Origin of the sequence: Fictibacillus halophilus, from assembly GCF_042680145.1 — a bacterium.
GTDB lineage: Bacteria > Bacillota > Bacilli > Bacillales > Fictibacillaceae > Fictibacillus > Fictibacillus halophilus_A.
In genome coordinates, this window is record NZ_JBHTNQ010000007.1 from 79,185 (window position 1) to 95,506 (window position 16,322).

The window sequence follows — 16,322 nt, forward strand, 5'->3', positions numbered from 1 at the left end:
ACGACGTCACACTCGTAAAACCTTTTTTATAAGAAGGAGGTGTTAAAGTGCCCTGTTTGATTGTTGCACCTATCAACATCAATGCGGCAGAAGGGGTTGTGAATTTCGGCGATACGCTAGTAATCAACCCTAAAACTACAGGGAAAGGGTACAATGGCGCTGGCGGCGGAAATACAGGGAACTTTATACAGACGATCTCTGTTGTCAGTGCTACAAATACGTTGGATCCTGATGTTTTTGATTCGAATAATGCCGGAAATGCGTAGGGGGAATAGCGGATGTTTGGAAGAGGTCCTTTAAATCCTTTCTCTAATAACCGATCTATGGATGACTGGCTTAAATCGTTTGAACAGTTCGTCAACAAAGGGTTAACTCAGTTTGAGCGTTACGCTGACCAGATATCATTTGATGTTGATACAGAAGAGACTGCTCAAGATTATAGAGTCTATGCCAGTCTTAAGGCATATAATCCTGAAGATATCCAAATTGTAGTACTAAACCAGGGTCTTCAGATAAAAGCTCAAAGGGAAGAAATCAAATCGATGAAGAATAAGCGTACGGGGCATTTTCAGGAGAGAAAGTCCATGAAACGAACAGAACGATTTGTACAATTGCCTTTTATGTTTAGAAACGAAGATATAAAAGCTCAGTACAATAACGGCATCTTAATGATTACCGTAAATAAGAGTAATGGAGAAGCTGCTAACCCGACTGTTCCGATTGAGGTTGCAAATGAGAATAACGATAGTGAATTTGAAGAGTGAAATGTGAAGGCCCCTCTTTTATCAATAGAGGAGCCTTTTCTTTGTTTATCTGCCTAATGTAGGAGCCAGCCATACTTCACCTGTTCCTTCAAATACATGTAAATAGCCTTCCCCGCTCGTTGCAGATCCAACGATGGAAGAAGATGCGCGCTTGACTGAAAAATCGATGTCACCTTTTCTAAGAAGAGCAAAAGTACCGTCTACTTGAAGTTTTTCATCATTCAATTGAACTTTCATAATCTGATTTACCGGCACAGGACTTTGCAGGACGCAAAAGCCCGAACCCTTTAATCTTGTCTGAAACAGCCCATCATCACCTTTTATAGAAGACGTTAATTTTTGTCTTGAGACACCAAGCTGGACTGTAGGCTCCGCGGCATAAAACATTCCTTTATCTGCAACTACTTCTTCTTCGTTAAGGTTCATTAGAAGGTAATGTCCATAAGAAGGCTCTAAATAAATCTCACCCGTACCCTCATAGAGAGGCTTGAACAAAGACTCATCCGTCAGAATATTTGAAGCCATCTTTTTCATAAAACCGCCAACACCGCCTGCGTTACTTTTCAGCTGCAAATCACCCTTCATAAACTGAAGAGCACCCGCCTCAGCTTGTACCGCACCTTGGCGAAGTGTAATCCTAACTTGTTTCAGTTTAATTCCCGTTTCCTTTGCATAATAAGATGAACTGGACCCGGCACTCGTTACAGGCAATTGTTTATATTCAAGGACTTCAAACGTTGCACGGCGTCCTTCTTGTTTTTCTATTACTGTAAACAGAGAATCATTCATGTTATCACCCTCCTCCTAACTAGGATACCAAAGAGTCTCTTAACCTAGTCAAAGCATGGTATAATTCACATAAAATTATAAAAAAGAAAGGCGTGATTTTTTTATGCAAAACAAAATCATTCTAGTCACTACAGATTCTTTTGGTACCGGCAATGACCCTGCCCTTGGTGAAAATGTGATGGAAACGTATTTTACTGTTTTAAAACAGCAGTCTGATCTCCCAGCAGCTATCTTTTTCATGAATCGCGGCGTGTACTGCCTGACAGAACAATCATTGTGCTCACTTCACCTGAAAGAAATTGAAGAAAAGGGCGTAAAAGTGTTCGGATGCAAAACATGCGTGGACCACTATAATGTCGAAAATGAACTAGCAGCTGGAGAAATCTCCGGAATGGCGCATTTCGTTGAACTTTCGGCGCAATATGAAGTCATTACGATTGCTTAATACATAATTTGATCGATGGTAACCAACAAAAAAACGCACACCCCCAACGTCGGGAGTGTGCGTTTTTCAATTAGCTCTTTTCTAAAATAACGTTGCTTCCGTACTTCAATTCTCTTCATTGACAAGTTGATTGGAGTGCAAGGTGCGAGACTCCTGCGGGATGAGTGGGACAGGTGAGACTCCTAAAGCGCAAAGCACTAGGAGGCTCACCGCACACCCCGCGGAAAGCGAGCATCCTGGAACGGAAATCAACTACTTACAAGAACAACAAAGTTTATGAAAACAGCCTTTCAATTTATCTGCGCTTCTCTTCAATAATTCTCTTCTCATGCGATGTCGGTTCTTCTCTTATCACAGTCTCTCGGTGGACGGGATCTTTTCTAACTGTGAAAAGACGCTTAAGCAGCATACCCACCACTCCATAGACAATGATCGCTATGATGGTTGACAGCTCTACAACAAAACCATTAGCCAGTTCAATGTTCGGGAATATAGCTTTGAAAGGCAGCAGCAGCGGCTCACTTAATCCGTAAATTAGCTGAGCAAAGGCAGCTCCTTCATTTGCGTTGAACATTTGAAAAATGAAACGCAAAACTAAAATTAATTGAATGATGCCTACAATAAATGAAATTATCGTTGCGGGTACGGAACGTCTCATAACAATTCCCTCATTTCAGTGGATTTGCTCTTAAGATACCCGTAAATTCAACAAATTAAGCATTCGTTGCAGGCTTAAATACCTTATCGTAGTTTGCAAGCCATTGTTCCGTGAAGTCCACAAGTTCCATTTGCGGAATCAGACGGCATTCGGATAGTCCAGCTTTCCCTTTTTTTACGGTGTGACCTGCTTCCTCATATGCATTGCCGATCTCCTCAAACAGTTCCTCACGATAAGAAATTTGAGTAAAAGTCTTCCAAACTCGCTGACCATCCAGATAATATGGTCCTGCGTTCTCTTCTGTTTTTGGGTTTGGAACACGATGTTCAGCCAGATGCATTGTCGTATTGGAGTCATAGCCCACGCCTATTAAAAGAACGTGGCCGCCTAGTTCATACATTTTCCCAAGTGGTGAATCCTCTCCTAAAGCAAAATCGAGAGTTTGACCGTTTATGATCGTTTCTTTATTTTTCCCCCACGCCGCAAAAGATTCAGTAGGGTGGTTACTTCTTATTACTCCAGGAAACGTCCGAAATGCTTCAACAATCGCCCCCATAAAATAGGTCGGCACAATCTTAGGATCAAAAGCCGGCATTTCATCACGAATGACTGGCCACCATTCTTCAGGTACTGGAGGATTCAGCCAGCCAGCCGGATCTGAATAATGAGCAGTATGTGCAGGCATCACAAGTGTTCCTTCTTCTGTAATTACATCCATTAAAGCTTGTACGACTGCCACCGGTCCGCCAACTACCCAGCCTAGCGATTTTAAAGAGGAATGCACCATTACGGTCATCCCTTTTTGTAAACCCAGATTACGAAAATCCTCTGCTAAAGACGATCTCGTTTTTGGAAAATCCGTTTTCAATTCCATTCTGTTCACTCTTTTCTTTGGGATCATTATCTAAATCATTATTGTTTTAAATCTTTTTTAGGGCTCTTTTTTAAAAGATTGTTGCTTTCAAACCTCATTTTTTTTTTGACAGTTGATTGGAGTGCAAGGTGCGAGACTCCTGCGGGACAGGCGGGCAGGTGAGACACTTAAGAGTGACACGTACAAATGTGGCTCACCGCCTGCCCCGCGGAAAGCGAGCATCCTGGAGCGGAAATCAACATCTACTATTATTCTTTTTCTATCATTATAACAAGCAATTGGATGAATTTGGAGATGACTATCATTGATTGTTTTTGGTTGAATTTGAATGTTTTTGATTGAAAAATGTAAGGGCTTACGTTAAACTGAGGTCAATGAATGAAGATTGTTGGAGGTTTTTAAATGTTAACTCCTGAAAGGCACCGTAAAATCATTGAACGATTAGGCGAAAAGCAAGTCGTTACCATACAAGATCTAGTCGAAGCCACATCTTCCTCCGAATCAACAATCCGGAGAGATTTGAGCCAGCTTCAAAAAGAAAAGAAACTTAAACGAGTACACGGTGGCGCTTCTCTTCTGCACCAAAAAAGTGAAGAGTTAAGCGTGGTCGAAAAGTCAGCCAGAAATTCTTCAGAAAAAGAGAAAATCGCAAACTTTGCCGCTGCTATCGTGAATGATGGCGACTGTATCTACATTGATGCCGGAACGACAACCCAGTTAATGATCCCTCATTTGAAGGATAAAGCGATTACAGTGGTAACGAACGGGATTTCTCATCTAGAGGCTTTGACTGAACACCAAATTACTACGTATTTGGTCGGCGGTCTTGTTAAACCCAAAACCAAAGCACTTGTCGGCAGCGGAGCACTTAACAGCTTAAGCTCTTACAGGTTCGATAAATGCTTCATGGGAATAAACGGCATACACCTTGAGGCAGGATTCACTACACCTGACCCAGAGGAAGCAGCAGTAAAACGGCTGGCAATCTCTCTTTCACAAGAAGCTTTTATTCTAGCTGATCACAGCAAGTTTAACGAAGCTTCATTCTCAAAAGTTGCTGATTTAAATGAGGCTGTCATTTTAACAAACGAAATGGACGAAGACGCTGCCTATGATTTTGAAGATAAAACAGAAATAAGGGTTGTGACATCATGATCTATACTTGCACACTCAATCCATCCATTGATTACGTAGCAAGAGTAAATGACTTTAAGGAAGGCCATCTGAACCGGACAGAAACAGCACAAATGTATCCTGGCGGAAAAGGAATCAATGTTTCGAGAGTCCTTAAGCGTCTGGGAATTGAAAGTACTGCTCTAGGATATACCGGTGGTTTTACGGGTGAATTCATAAAAGAATTTCTCACAAATGAAACGATTACCCACGATTTCATAACAGTTTCGGATGTTACAAGAATCAATGTAAAACTCAAATCTGAAAAAGAAACAGAGATTAATGGACTTGGTCCAAGTATCTCTTCTTCTAAGCAGCAAGAACTGCTTGAAAAGATAAACAGTATGAATGAAGGTGATTTTCTCGTTTTAGCGGGCAGTATACCTCAATCTATCACAGAAAATTTTTACGGAGAGATTGCAAAAAAATGCCTTCAAAAAGGTGTAAAAGCAGTTATTGATACAGCAGGAACAGCGCTTATAAAGACTTTTCCTCATATGCCATTTTTAATAAAGCCTAATCATCACGAGCTGGGCGATATTTTTCAAACAAAGATTGAAAGTGTTGAAGACGCGGTTTTTTATGGGAAGAAATTGCTGAATGAAGGTGTGGAGAATGTCATCGTTTCTATGGCTGGTGAGGGAGCAATTTTCCTTAATAAACAGCACACTCTTCTTGCTAATGTACCAGCTGGAGTCGTAAAAAACTCTGTTGGTGCTGGAGATTCAGTAGTAGCAGGTTTTCTATCACAGATTATCCAGCATGACGATATTCTAACCGCATTTAAGTTCGGAGTCGCATCTGGAAGTGCTACTGCATTTTCGGAAGATCTTTGCACAAAAGAGCTAGTTGAAAAATTAGTAAAAGAAATCTCTATAAAAAAGATATAAAGCTTTACCTTTTGGGGAGGTAGTCACTATGAAAATCACAGATTTACTTACGAAAGATACCATTATCTTAGACCTGGACGCCCGTTCGAAAGAGTCAGTGATCGACGAACTAATCGAACAGCTGCATGCTGCGGGCAAGTTAAATAATAAAGAAGAGTATAAAAAAGCGATTTTAGCGCGTGAAAGCCAGAGCACAACAGGTATTGGCGAAGGCATCGCAATCCCGCATGCTAAAACAAATGCCGTCAGCCAGCCCGCAATTGCATTTGGCCGCTCTCAAGACGGTATTGATTATGAATCATTGGATGGTCAGAACGCTCATTTGTTCTTCATGATTGCAGCTTATGAAGGCGCAAACAATGATCATTTAGCCACCCTTTCAAGACTTTCAAGCTTTTTAATGGACACGGAGTTCAGAAAAAAACTCGAAACCGCTGCAACGAAAGAAGAAATTCTGCAGGCTATTGACGCAAAAGAGAAAGAGACGCAAACAGAAGAAGACCCAATCGTGTCAGCATCACGTCAAAAGATATTAGCCGTTACAGCCTGCCCGACAGGTATTGCCCACACATATATGGCTGCCGATTCTCTTAAAGCAAAAGCAAAGGAAATGGGCGTAAATTTAAAAGTTGAAACAAACGGTTCGAGCGGAATCAAGAATGGTCTTACAAAAAAAGATATTGAAGAAGCCGACGCGATCATTGTAGCAGCCGATAAGCAGGTGGAAATGGACCGTTTTAACGGCAAGCATGTGATTCAGGTTCCCGTTGCCCAAGCGATCAGAAAACCTGAAGAACTTATTCAGCAAGCACTTGATCAAGATGCACCTGTTTATAAAAGCACCGGAACCTCTCGATCAGATGAAAAAAACAACACATCAAAGAGCGGAAGATCAGGATTTTATAAGCATTTAATGAGCGGTGTATCAAACATGCTTCCATTTGTGGTCGGCGGAGGTATCTTGATCGCCATCTCATTCATTTTTGGAATTAAAGCCTTTGATCCCAACGATCCTTCTTATCATCCGATCGCTGAAGCGTTGAATACGATTGGAGGCGGAAATGCTTTTGCATTAATGATTCCTGTACTTGCTGGATTCATAGCGATGAGTATTGCGGACAGACCTGGTTTTGCTCCTGGAATGGTCGGAGGTTTCATGGCAGCAACAGGCGGAGCTGGATTTTTAGGCGGATTGATTGCTGGTTTCTTAGCTGGCTATCTCGTTCTTGGCTTAAAGAAAGCATTCAGTAAATTGCCAGATTCACTGGAAGGCATCAAGCCTGTTCTTCTTTATCCATTGTTCGGTATTTTACTGACAGGTCTTATTATGATGTACATTGTAATCGAACCTGTAAAAGCACTGAATGATGCACTGACAGTTTGGCTGAAAGGAATGGGGACTGGGAACCTCGTATTGCTTGGGTTGATCTTAGGCGGAATGATGGCAATCGATATGGGCGGTCCTATCAATAAAGCTGCCTTTACATTTGGAATCGCGATGATTGATGCTGGTAACTTCGCGCCTCATGCTGCCATCATGGCTGGCGGTATGGTACCGCCGCTTGGGCTTGCATTATCAACAACATTATTCAAAAAGAAATATACGAAAGCTGAAAGAGAAGCCGGCAAGACAAACTACATTATGGGTGCTTCGTTTATTACCGAAGGAGCTATTCCCTTTGCAGCTGCCGATCCAGGACGTGTCATACCGGCAGCAATCGCAGGTTCAGCTGTGGCTGGGACACTTTCCATGGTGTTTGGCATCGGGTTGCCAGCACCGCATGGCGGAGCATTCGTCATTCCGATCGTAAACGGCAACCCTCTGCTTTATGTATTAGCAATTTTGATCGGTGCAGTAGTAACTGCCTTTATAGCCGGTTTCTTAAAGAAAGAAATAAAAGAATAAAGAATAAAAAGAGGGTGACCCATAGAAGGGAACCCTCTTTTCCTTATGTGGATGGACTATTCTTTCATTTTGGTGAGGCTTTTACGGTACGTGTTCTTTTTTTATTACACGTTCGCCCAATAGCGATGGAGTTTCACCCGAACACGTACTGGTTTCGCCCCAACTAGGGTTAGTTTCGGCCCATCTGTTTGAAGTTTCACCCCGTAAAGCTTTATCTTCACCCCAAGCTTGTTTTCCAGCTTAAAATTCCACATAAAAGAACGTCAAAAATGCAAAAAATTCATAAATGGCGAAGAAAAAAGACTCAAAAGGCTTTTTCCTGATGAGTCTCACTATTCTTACTTTATGCAGCTGCATGTTCATCTTTATCTGCTTGTGATTTCTTCTGGCCGATGCTCCAGCCTGTGTACGCGAGCAGCAGTGTAAACATTGGTGATAGCCATAGGAACAATGCGTATGGGATGTAATCAATGACAGACACACCAAGTGTTGACGCGAAGAATGCACCACTCACACTCCAAGGTACGAGCGGGTTCACGAGTGTTCCCCCATCTTCCACTGTTCGTGACAAGTTCTTTAATGGTACACCTGATTTTACGTATGCATCTTTTAACGCCTGCCCCGGCAAAAGAATAGACAAGTACATCTCGCCTGCAAGCAAGTTTATTCCTACTGAAGAAGCTAATGTTGTTGCAATAAGCTTACCTGCTTTTTGCGCAGTGTCTTTTACAGCACCAAACAATAGATCAAACAGTCCAAGTGCTTGAATCACTCCGCCTAAACCTAATGCAATAAGTACAAGTGAAATCGACCACATCATCGACAATAAGCCGCCTTTGTTTACGATGCTGTCTACTGTTGCGTTTCCGGTTTCCGTCTGTAAACCATTCTGCATCACGTTCATCACTTTTTGTACAGTCAGATCTGGCACTAGGAAAAATGAAACCGCAATTGAAACGACTACACCTGCTAATAAAATTGGAATGATCGGAAGTTTTCTAAACGCTAAAACAAGTACAATGATCGGTGAAATAAGCGTTACTGCATGGATCGGAAATTCATTGGAAAGTACAGATCGAATCTGTTGAATTTCCTCAAAATTAGCGGCTCCCGTCCCTTTTCCACCAAGAACAAAAAATGCTATTGCCGTTAGTATGAATGCCGGTACTGTTGTCCACATCATATGACGAATGTGTTCGAACATGTTCACACCGACAACACCTGGTGCAAAGTTAGTGGAATCGGATAATGGCGACATCTTATCTCCAAAGCATGCTCCGGAAACAACTGCTCCTGCAGCCAAGGCCGGATTCACTCCTAACACGTGTCCGATTCCCATTAAAGCGACTCCAACCGTACCAACAGTTGTAAAAGAACTCCCCGTAAACGATGAAACGATTACTGTAATAAGGAGTGCGCTGACAGCGAACCATTCTGGCTGAATGATATCCATACCGTAAAACAGGAGCGTAGGAACCGTTCCGCTTAACATCCAGCTAGCAATAACAAGACCAACGGTTAAGAGAATTATGATCGGCTGAAGACCAGCGATGATTCCGTTGACCATTCCCTTTTCGAGGGTTTTCCAGCTGGCTCCAAATAAAGCACCAACTGCAGACAGTAAAATTAAACAAGCGAGCAGCGGAATGTGAGGCTCTACTTTTATATAAACAAGACTCGTAAACATAACAGCAAAAATCGCTGCAAATAAAACGAGCGCTTTCGGTAATGAGATTTGTTTTTTCATAATGATGTATCTCTCCGTTCGTATGAATCATAATTTCACTTACACGCTTAAACGCTTTTATGCGTTGAAGTAAATGAGCAACTGTTTTACATACTAACGGACTTTACAGATGCTGTCAACACTTTAAGAGTGGTAAATTAAAGTAAAGACAGTATTGGAGGGTGTGCAATTGTATTATCAGATGCAGGAACGATGAATCCAAAAGTTTTTCTGTTGAATCCACGAGTTTGTGGGGTGAATCCAAAAATTTTGCTCTTCAATCCAGAAATTTCAGGCGTTTATCCACGAGTTTACATTTGCCGACAATAACCGACACGCCTGCTGCCATAAAACCCAACAAAAAAAGGAGCGAGGCAATTTCCCCTCACTCCTTCATTCTCCTATCTTCCCCGCCTCGCAAAGTCCACAAATCGAAACTTATCTAATCGGTGGCGGGATTCGGTATATTGAAAAAGACTAGCATCGTCGAGATACACATAATTTTTCACAACGACAATGTGCTGAAATCCATTTAGATCCATCAGCTGTTTATCTTCTTCTGTACACTCAACGACTACGATTTCTTTTTTCGCAAAGCTTATGGTTAATCCCAGCTCTTTTTCTAAATAAGCATAAATTGATTTTTCACCGATTTCTTTTGACAGCTTCGGAATATACTTTTTCAAGAAAAAATCCTTGTCCAAAATGATGGTTTCCCCATCAATCTGTCTGGAACGGATCACTTTCCAAACAAGTTCATTTGAATCAGCCTGAAGCTGCTGCTGTAAAAAGCTGTCTGGTTCAATCAATCCAAACTCATGAACGGTCGTTACGCTGCTTTTCCCCATTGTTTCTGACAGCTCTTGAAAGCTGACTAACCCTGAAACAGGAAAACTGAACTTGTTCGTCTCAAGGACGATCGAGCCTTTCCCCCGGATTTTTTGAATAAATCCGTTTTGTGATAAAAGGTTCAGCGCCTTTCTAACCGTCTCTCTTGATGTTTCGTAGCGGTCTGCAAGTTCGTGTTCAGATGGAAGCTGGGTGTTCGCCGCAATAATTCCTTCTGCTATTTGTGAAGAAAGTTCTTGATAGATTTCTTGAAATTTATTTTTTCGCATCATTTTTCACCATGCTTATTGTAGCATTATTTTTTCAAGTGAAAAACGACAGATTCATACGGTCTCATCGTAAATGAAGAAAAATCATCCGGCGCAGAATCATAATTGCTTATCAGCACATCTGCTTTATAGCCATCAGCCATATTTTCCTCAGGAATAGTGAACTTTGTCTCCGTGCCGTAAAAATTATTAACGACCAGCAGTTTTTCATCATTATCTCCGTTACGGAAATAAGCAAAAATTTCAGGGTGATCCTCTAAAATAAGCTCATAATCACCATATGTCATAATGTCCAGATCTTTTCTGAGCTGATTCAGTTTTTGATAATGATAAAAGACGGAATTATCATCCTTAACAGCCGCTTCTGCATTAATTTCTTTATAGTTATTCGCAACCGGAATCCAAGGCTCACCTGATGTAAATCCGGCATTTTCTTCATCGTTCCACTGAACAGGCGTTCGAGAATTATCACGGGATTTATGCTTCAGAATTTCTAAAATCTCATCTTCACTTCGTCCTTCTTCTTTTAATAGCTTGAACATGTTCAAGGACTCGACATCTCGATACTCCTCGATCGAATCGAACTTCGGATTTGTCATGCCGAACTCTTCACCTTGATAAATGTAAGGTGTACCTTGCATCATATGGATCGTTGTGGCAAGCATTTTTGCTGATTCTACACGATACTTTCCATCATCCCCATAACGCGATACGATTCTTGGCTGATCATGGTTGCACCAAAAGAGCGCATTCCACCCTCCGCCTTTATGCATCTCGACCTGCCATGTGGATAAGATCTCTTTAAGCTTCAAGAAATCAAAATCAGCAACACTCCACTTTTCACCGTTCGGATAATCCACTTTTAGATGATGAAAATTGAAAGTCATGCTTAACTCTTTACGGTCTGGATTCGTATACTTTACGCAATTATCGATCGTTGTGGAAGACATTTCACCTACGGTCAATACATCATACTTTGAGAAAACTTCTCTGTTCATCTCCTGCATATATTCGTGAACACGCGGTCCATCTGTGTAAAATTTACGGCCATCACCAGGTGCCACTGATCCATCATCATCAGGAAACTCCTGATTTTTTGAGATTAGATTAATAACATCCAGACGGAAGCCATCAACACCCTTTTCAAACCAGAAGTTCATCATCTCATAAACCTTCTGGCGGACCTCTTCGTTCTCCCAGTTTAAATCAGCCTGTGTCACGTCGAAGAGATGAAGATAATATTGTCCTGTTGCTTCATCTAATTTCCACGCAGAACCTCCGAATTTGGAAATCCAGTTCGTCGGTTCGCCGCCATCAACAGGATCCTTCCAAATGTAAAAATCACGATATGGATTGTCTTTAGAAGAACGTGACTGCTGAAACCAATTATGTTCAGTGCTCGTGTGGTTTACGACAATATCCATGATGATTTTCAGATTACGTTTGTGCGCTTCAGCCAATAAGCGGTCGAAGTCTTCCATCGTTCCATATTCATCAAAAATTTTATAATAATCACGGATGTCATATCCGTTATCACGCTGCGGAGAATCATATATAGGAGTCAGCCATAACACATCGACCCCTAAGTTCTTCAGATAATCCAGTTTATCAATGATCCCTTGAATATCTCCAGTTCCGTTTCCTGTTGTATCATTAAAGCTTTTCGGATATATCTGATAGACAACTGATCGTTTCCACCATGGTTCGTTCTTCATTATTTTCACCGCCATATTTTTTTCATTATCAATGAAAACAACCGGAAATCACGAATCATCCGGTTGTTTTGTTTTAAATGTTTTTAGCGTTTACTTATCTTTTTTCAATTTTGCATAGAAATACGTCAATACAAATGGCACGACGATTACGATTCCCATTCCGATAAAGAATGAACCCCAGCTTCCAGGAAGAATTGAAAGGAATCCAGGAATTCCGCCTACACCAATGGAAGATGCTTTTACGCCAGCAATCGTAATCACGATACCTGCAATTGCAGAACCGATCATCGCAAAGATAAATGGATATTTAAAGCGTAAGTTAACCCCGAACATAGCAGGTTCAGTAATACCAAGATAAGCAGATAAAGCTGATGTTCCTGCAAGTCCTTTTAACTTCTCATCACGTGCTGCAACGAACATGGCAAGTGCAGCTGAACCTTGAGCGATGTTTGATAATGCAAGCATCGGCCATAAGAATGTTCCGCCAGTATTTGAGATAAGCTGCAGATCGACAGCTAAGAACGTATGGTGCATTCCAGTCACAACGAGAAGTGCGTAAAATCCTCCGTAAATCAATCCGCCTAACCAAGCAAAGTTATCAAAAATAGATACGAAGAAGTCTGTCACAGCATTACCGATCGAGAACGTAATTGGACCGATAACGATAAATGCTAAGAATCCTGTTACTAACAATGTGATTGGTGCAACTAACAATAGCTGCAGTGAATCGGGAATACGCTTTTTCAAAAAGAGTTCAATTTTAGCTAACACATAAGATGCAATTAGTACTGGCAATACTTGACCTTGATAACCAACTTTTTCAATCGGCAGACCAAACAAATTCCATGTCGGAATATCCTTTGTTTTACCGTAGTCCCAAGCATTTAAAAGATCTGGATGAACGAGCATCAGTCCAAGGACGATACCAAGCAAAGGACTTCCGCCAAACTTCTTAACGGCTGACCATCCGATTAAAGCAGGCAAGAACACGAAAGCGGTATTGGCGATCAGGTTAATGATGCCAGCGAGATCTGCCCAGTTTTTGTGAACATCAATAAATGATTTTTCATCATAAAAAATGCCCGGTCCTGTCAGAATGTTGTTGATACCCATTAATAGACCTGCTGTAACGATGGCTGGAAGGATCGGAATAAAGATGTCAGCTAAAGCTTTAATCGCTCTTTGAAGCGGATTCAATTTCTTGCTTGCTTCGTCTTTAATGTCTTCCTTTGAAGCCCGACCTGTACCAGTGATGTCGATAAATTCGTTGTACACTTTATCAACGGTTCCTTGTCCGATTACAACTTGATATTGGCCGTTTGCTGAGAACGATCCTTTAACTAAATCAATATCCTCAAGTGCTTTCTCATCTACTTTCCCTTCGTCCTTCAATGCAAGGCGAAGCCGTGTGACACAGTGTGTAGCCGCAGATATATTATCTTTACCGCCGAGAGCCACGACGATTTGTTCAGCTGTTTCGCGGATTTTGCTCATTAATGTTCCCTCCTAGAAACCGTTTCCATTACTGCTGATAAAAAAAGGTCTTATCGTTTCTATACCCTTGATTATCATGTGATGAAAACTAGTACTTTAATCAAACTGCTGTATTAAGCGTTTGCAAAGAATCTAAAAACTTGTATATACATATCACAAAAACAATTTAACCTGTATATACAAATAAGTCAACTCTTTCGTTTGATTGGTGTTATTTACTAATAAACGCAACTTTTCCTTTTCCTATTTTCTTTTGATATAATCTGTTACAGAAGCAGAAACGAACTGAAAAGGAGATCATAGAATGTCACCTAAAAAAGCACTTACTATTGCAGGCTCAGATACTAGCGGCGGAGCAGGTATTCAAGCTGATTTAAAAACGTTCCAAGAGCTTGGCGTTTACGGCATGACAGCACTTAACGTTGTAGTCGCTCAAGATCCGCATCGCGACTGGTTCCATGAAGTATTTTTATTGCCTGCTGATATGTTTAAAAAGCAGCTGGAAACGGTCGTATCAGGAATTGGAGTGGATGCATTAAAAACAGGTATGCTTGCATCTGTGGAAGCAATCCAAATAACAGCTGATCTAATTGAAAAACATAACCTTCAAAACGTAGTAATCGATCCAGTAATGGTTTGTAAAGGAGCAGAACCACTGCACCCTGAACTGGCAAGCACACTGCAAAATGTTCTTGTACCAAAAGCAACAGTTGTTACACCTAACCTTTTTGAAGCAGCACAACTTGCTGGCATGGAACCAATCACAACAGTTGAACAGATGATGGAAGCAGCTCATAAGATTCAAGCTAACGGTGCAAAATACGTTATCGTAAAAGGCGGCGGCAAGCTGGATCACGAAAGTGCAGTAGATGTTTTATATGATGGAAACGAGTTCGAAGTATTAGAATCAGAGAGAATCGAAACAACGTGGACGCATGGAGCGGGATGCACATTCTCAGCTGCAATTACAGCTGAACTTGCAAAAGGAAAGCCTGCACGTGAAGCGATTCTTACGGCAAAAGATTTTATTACAGAAGCAATCGCATCAGGTTTTGAACTTAATCAATATGTAGGACCAACATGGCACGGAGCATACCGCGATAAACTAAATAAGTAATACTTTTATGGATGAGCCGGTTTGATAGAATCGGCTCTCTTTTTTATGACAGGCATATCCATACACGATTTCTGCTGTTTTGAATTATAATAAGTACATCTATCATAAGCAGGAGTGTGAAGTATGCAGCCTATTCAAGCTAATGACGTCCAGAACGCACTGGATCAACTTATCGGTAAAGAACTTTATTTGCATTTGGAAACCACAAACGGCGCTTATGCCAATCACAATAATGAATCAGTACTTACTGTTAATGCATATATCCGAAACGGAAAAGTAACACCTTTGTCTGGAAAGATCATGGGAATCGGTCCTTTTCGTGTCGGTTTAAAGATTGAACTTGGCTGGATCTATGCAGAAGGATTAACACATTGGGAAATCGACTCAGAAGGAAGGCTTCTTCTTGCGGGTCATGATCAAGAAGGCCGTCTGGCTGTCGCTCTTCAGCTCAGTTCTTCCCCATTTGATGTATAAAGGAGGTTATCATTCATGAACGATCACTTATTAGTCATCTTTCCTCATCCGGATGATGAAGCTTTTGGAGTATCAGGGACAATTGCCAAACACACGAAAAAGGGTTCACCCGTTACTTATATTTGCCTTACTTTAGGTCAGATGGGGAGAAACATGGGAAATCCGCCTTTCGCAACTCGTGAATCCCTCCCTCTTATCCGTCAAAAAGAATTGGAAAATGCTTGTGCGGCAGTTGGCATTGAAGATCTTCGTCAATTTGGACTTCGCGATAAGACGATTGAATTTGAAGACGAACAGCTTCTCGCTGAACAATTTTTATCTGTCATTGATGAAGTGAAGCCAGCAACTATTATTACTTTTTATCCAGGATACAGTGTGCACCCCGATCATGAAGCAACGGGAAGAGCCGTAGTGCGTGCGGTTAAAAGCATGGATGAGTCGGCGCGACCAGAGCTTTTATGTGTAGCTTTTGCCAGGAATTCTGAAGAGGACCTTGGTGCTCCTCACATTGTTACAGATGTTTCTGATGTTTTTGAAGATAAAATGAACTGCATCAAAGCGCATCGCTCCCAGACGCAATGGCTCGTTAATAGCGTAGAAAAAGATCCTGCAATGCTGGAATGGGTTCAAAAAGAAAGATTTTGGCGGTATCCGTTATAACTTTTAAGTCTTAGAATTCGTTGCCTTGATGGGCTTTCGGATTCTTTTTTTATGATTAATAACTTGAATTTTCAAAAAAATGTACAAATCCATGTGGCATTTCCCTCCTATTGTGGTATACTAAATGTAACAAATCGTTCACATTTTAGACGCTAATTTGTCAAAATTGTAAGCGTGTACACTACATCAAGGGGTTGATATGTAATGGATGTTTTTATGGTTTATTTGTTTGTAGCAACTGCGACACCGCTATTCTTGTGGCATGATAGCCGTAAGCTCGCACTTGCACAGATACCGTTTATCGCCCTGTTATGGACTTACGTTGGATTATTTATGGCATATGACAGTTTAAGCCTGTTTGTTCATAGTTTCTTTATAACGGTATTTATTGCAAACGTCGTTTTTGCTCATTATGCAGCATACGTTGTTTGGGGCCGTCCATACTTGGCGAAACGCAAAATGGAAAAAGAATATTAAGATAAGACATTGCTCCCCTCTATTCATTTAGAGGGGTTTTTG

Annotated in this window: 17 protein-coding genes; 10 read left to right on the forward strand and 7 right to left on the reverse strand. The window is 41.2% G+C overall.

Annotation, left to right across the window (positions count from 1 at the left end; genetic code table 11):
- Nucleotides 1-47 precede the first annotated feature (47 nt).
- Nucleotides 48-266 (forward strand): spore germination protein, encoded by a 219-nt coding sequence (locus ACFQ4X_RS18060; RefSeq protein WP_077364836.1) that lies wholly within the window; start codon nt 48-50, stop codon nt 264-266.
- 12 nt (nt 267-278) lie between these two features.
- Nucleotides 279-764: an Hsp20/alpha crystallin family protein gene (locus ACFQ4X_RS18065; protein WP_379837627.1), complete on the forward strand. Its 486-nt coding sequence runs from the start codon at nt 279-281 to the stop codon at nt 762-764.
- 45 nt (nt 765-809) lie between these two features.
- Here ACFQ4X_RS18065 and ACFQ4X_RS18070 read toward each other — a convergent pair whose 3' ends face one another.
- Entirely contained in the window at nt 810-1,553 is a 744-nt protein-coding gene (locus ACFQ4X_RS18070) for an AIM24 family protein (RefSeq protein ID WP_379837629.1), read from the reverse strand.
- Nucleotides 1,554-1,656: 103 nt separating this feature from the next.
- Here ACFQ4X_RS18070 and ACFQ4X_RS18075 point away from each other — a divergent pair, with 103 nt between their 5' ends.
- Nucleotides 1,657-1,998 (forward strand): DsrE family protein, encoded by a 342-nt coding sequence (locus ACFQ4X_RS18075; RefSeq protein ID WP_379837631.1) that lies wholly within the window; start codon nt 1,657-1,659, stop codon nt 1,996-1,998.
- A gap of 295 nt (nt 1,999-2,293) precedes the next feature.
- Here ACFQ4X_RS18075 and ACFQ4X_RS18080 read toward each other — a convergent pair whose 3' ends face one another.
- Together ACFQ4X_RS18080 and ACFQ4X_RS18085 are read right to left on the reverse strand one after the other, a co-directional pair.
- Nucleotides 2,294-2,656: a YggT family protein gene (locus tag ACFQ4X_RS18080; protein WP_379837633.1), complete on the reverse strand. Its 363-nt coding sequence runs from the start codon at nt 2,654-2,656 to the stop codon at nt 2,294-2,296.
- 55 nt (nt 2,657-2,711) lie between these two features.
- Nucleotides 2,712-3,530: an aminoglycoside N(3)-acetyltransferase gene (locus ACFQ4X_RS18085; RefSeq protein WP_379837635.1), complete on the reverse strand. Its 819-nt coding sequence runs from the start codon at nt 3,528-3,530 to the stop codon at nt 2,712-2,714.
- Nucleotides 3,531-3,932: 402 nt separating this feature from the next.
- On the opposite strand from ACFQ4X_RS18085, the gene ACFQ4X_RS18090 reads away from it, so the two are divergent.
- From ACFQ4X_RS18090 to ACFQ4X_RS18100, 3 genes are read left to right on the forward strand one after another with little or no spacing between them, the layout of a single operon-like run.
- A complete protein-coding gene (locus ACFQ4X_RS18090) occupies nt 3,933-4,685 on the forward strand; it encodes a DeoR/GlpR family DNA-binding transcription regulator (protein WP_379837637.1) in 753 nt (250 codons plus the stop codon).
- Complete coding sequence (gene pfkB / locus ACFQ4X_RS18095) at nt 4,682-5,593, forward strand: 1-phosphofructokinase (protein WP_379837639.1); 912 nt, start codon at nt 4,682-4,684, stop codon at nt 5,591-5,593. Before ACFQ4X_RS18090 ends, pfkB begins: the two co-directional genes overlap by 4 nt.
- Before the next feature lie 28 nt (nt 5,594-5,621).
- Nucleotides 5,622-7,499: a PTS fructose transporter subunit IIABC gene (locus ACFQ4X_RS18100; RefSeq protein WP_379837641.1), complete on the forward strand. Its 1,878-nt coding sequence runs from the start codon at nt 5,622-5,624 to the stop codon at nt 7,497-7,499.
- A 343-nt stretch (nt 7,500-7,842) separates the two neighbouring features.
- Here ACFQ4X_RS18100 and nhaC read toward each other — a convergent pair whose 3' ends face one another.
- From nhaC to treP, 4 genes are all read right to left on the reverse strand, one after another.
- Entirely contained in the window at nt 7,843-9,246 is a 1,404-nt protein-coding gene (nhaC, locus tag ACFQ4X_RS18105) for a Na+/H+ antiporter NhaC (RefSeq protein ID WP_379837643.1), read from the reverse strand.
- Nucleotides 9,247-9,626: 380 nt separating this feature from the next.
- A complete protein-coding gene (gene treR, locus ACFQ4X_RS18110; RefSeq protein ID WP_379837645.1) occupies nt 9,627-10,343 on the reverse strand; it encodes a trehalose operon repressor in 717 nt (238 codons plus the stop codon).
- A 26-nt stretch (nt 10,344-10,369) separates the two neighbouring features.
- Nucleotides 10,370-12,058 (reverse strand): alpha,alpha-phosphotrehalase, encoded by a 1,689-nt coding sequence (treC, locus tag ACFQ4X_RS18115; RefSeq protein ID WP_379837647.1) that lies wholly within the window; start codon nt 12,056-12,058, stop codon nt 10,370-10,372.
- A gap of 90 nt (nt 12,059-12,148) precedes the next feature.
- Nucleotides 12,149-13,552, reverse strand: coding sequence for a PTS system trehalose-specific EIIBC component (gene treP, locus ACFQ4X_RS18120; RefSeq protein ID WP_379837649.1), 1,404 nt, complete (start codon nt 13,550-13,552; stop codon nt 12,149-12,151).
- Nucleotides 13,553-13,856: 304 nt separating this feature from the next.
- Here treP and pdxK point away from each other — a divergent pair, with 304 nt between their 5' ends.
- The 4 genes from pdxK to ACFQ4X_RS18140 all read left to right on the forward strand — a co-directional run bounded on the left by pdxK (nt 13,857) and on the right by ACFQ4X_RS18140 (nt 16,280).
- Entirely contained in the window at nt 13,857-14,669 is an 813-nt protein-coding gene (gene pdxK, locus ACFQ4X_RS18125; protein ID WP_379837651.1) for a pyridoxine/pyridoxal/pyridoxamine kinase, read from the forward strand.
- Nucleotides 14,670-14,792: 123 nt separating this feature from the next.
- Nucleotides 14,793-15,143, forward strand: coding sequence for a YojF family protein (locus ACFQ4X_RS18130; RefSeq protein WP_251323263.1), 351 nt, complete (start codon nt 14,793-14,795; stop codon nt 15,141-15,143).
- A 15-nt stretch (nt 15,144-15,158) separates the two neighbouring features.
- The gene (gene bshB2 / locus ACFQ4X_RS18135) at nt 15,159-15,803 is read left to right on the forward strand and encodes a bacillithiol biosynthesis deacetylase BshB2 (protein ID WP_379837653.1); all 645 of its coding nucleotides are present in this window, start codon (nt 15,159-15,161) and stop codon (nt 15,801-15,803) included.
- Between the two features lie 204 nt (nt 15,804-16,007).
- Nucleotides 16,008-16,280 (forward strand): spore morphogenesis/germination protein YwcE, encoded by a 273-nt coding sequence (locus ACFQ4X_RS18140; RefSeq protein ID WP_066286041.1) that lies wholly within the window; start codon nt 16,008-16,010, stop codon nt 16,278-16,280.
- Nucleotides 16,281-16,322 lie beyond the last annotated feature (42 nt).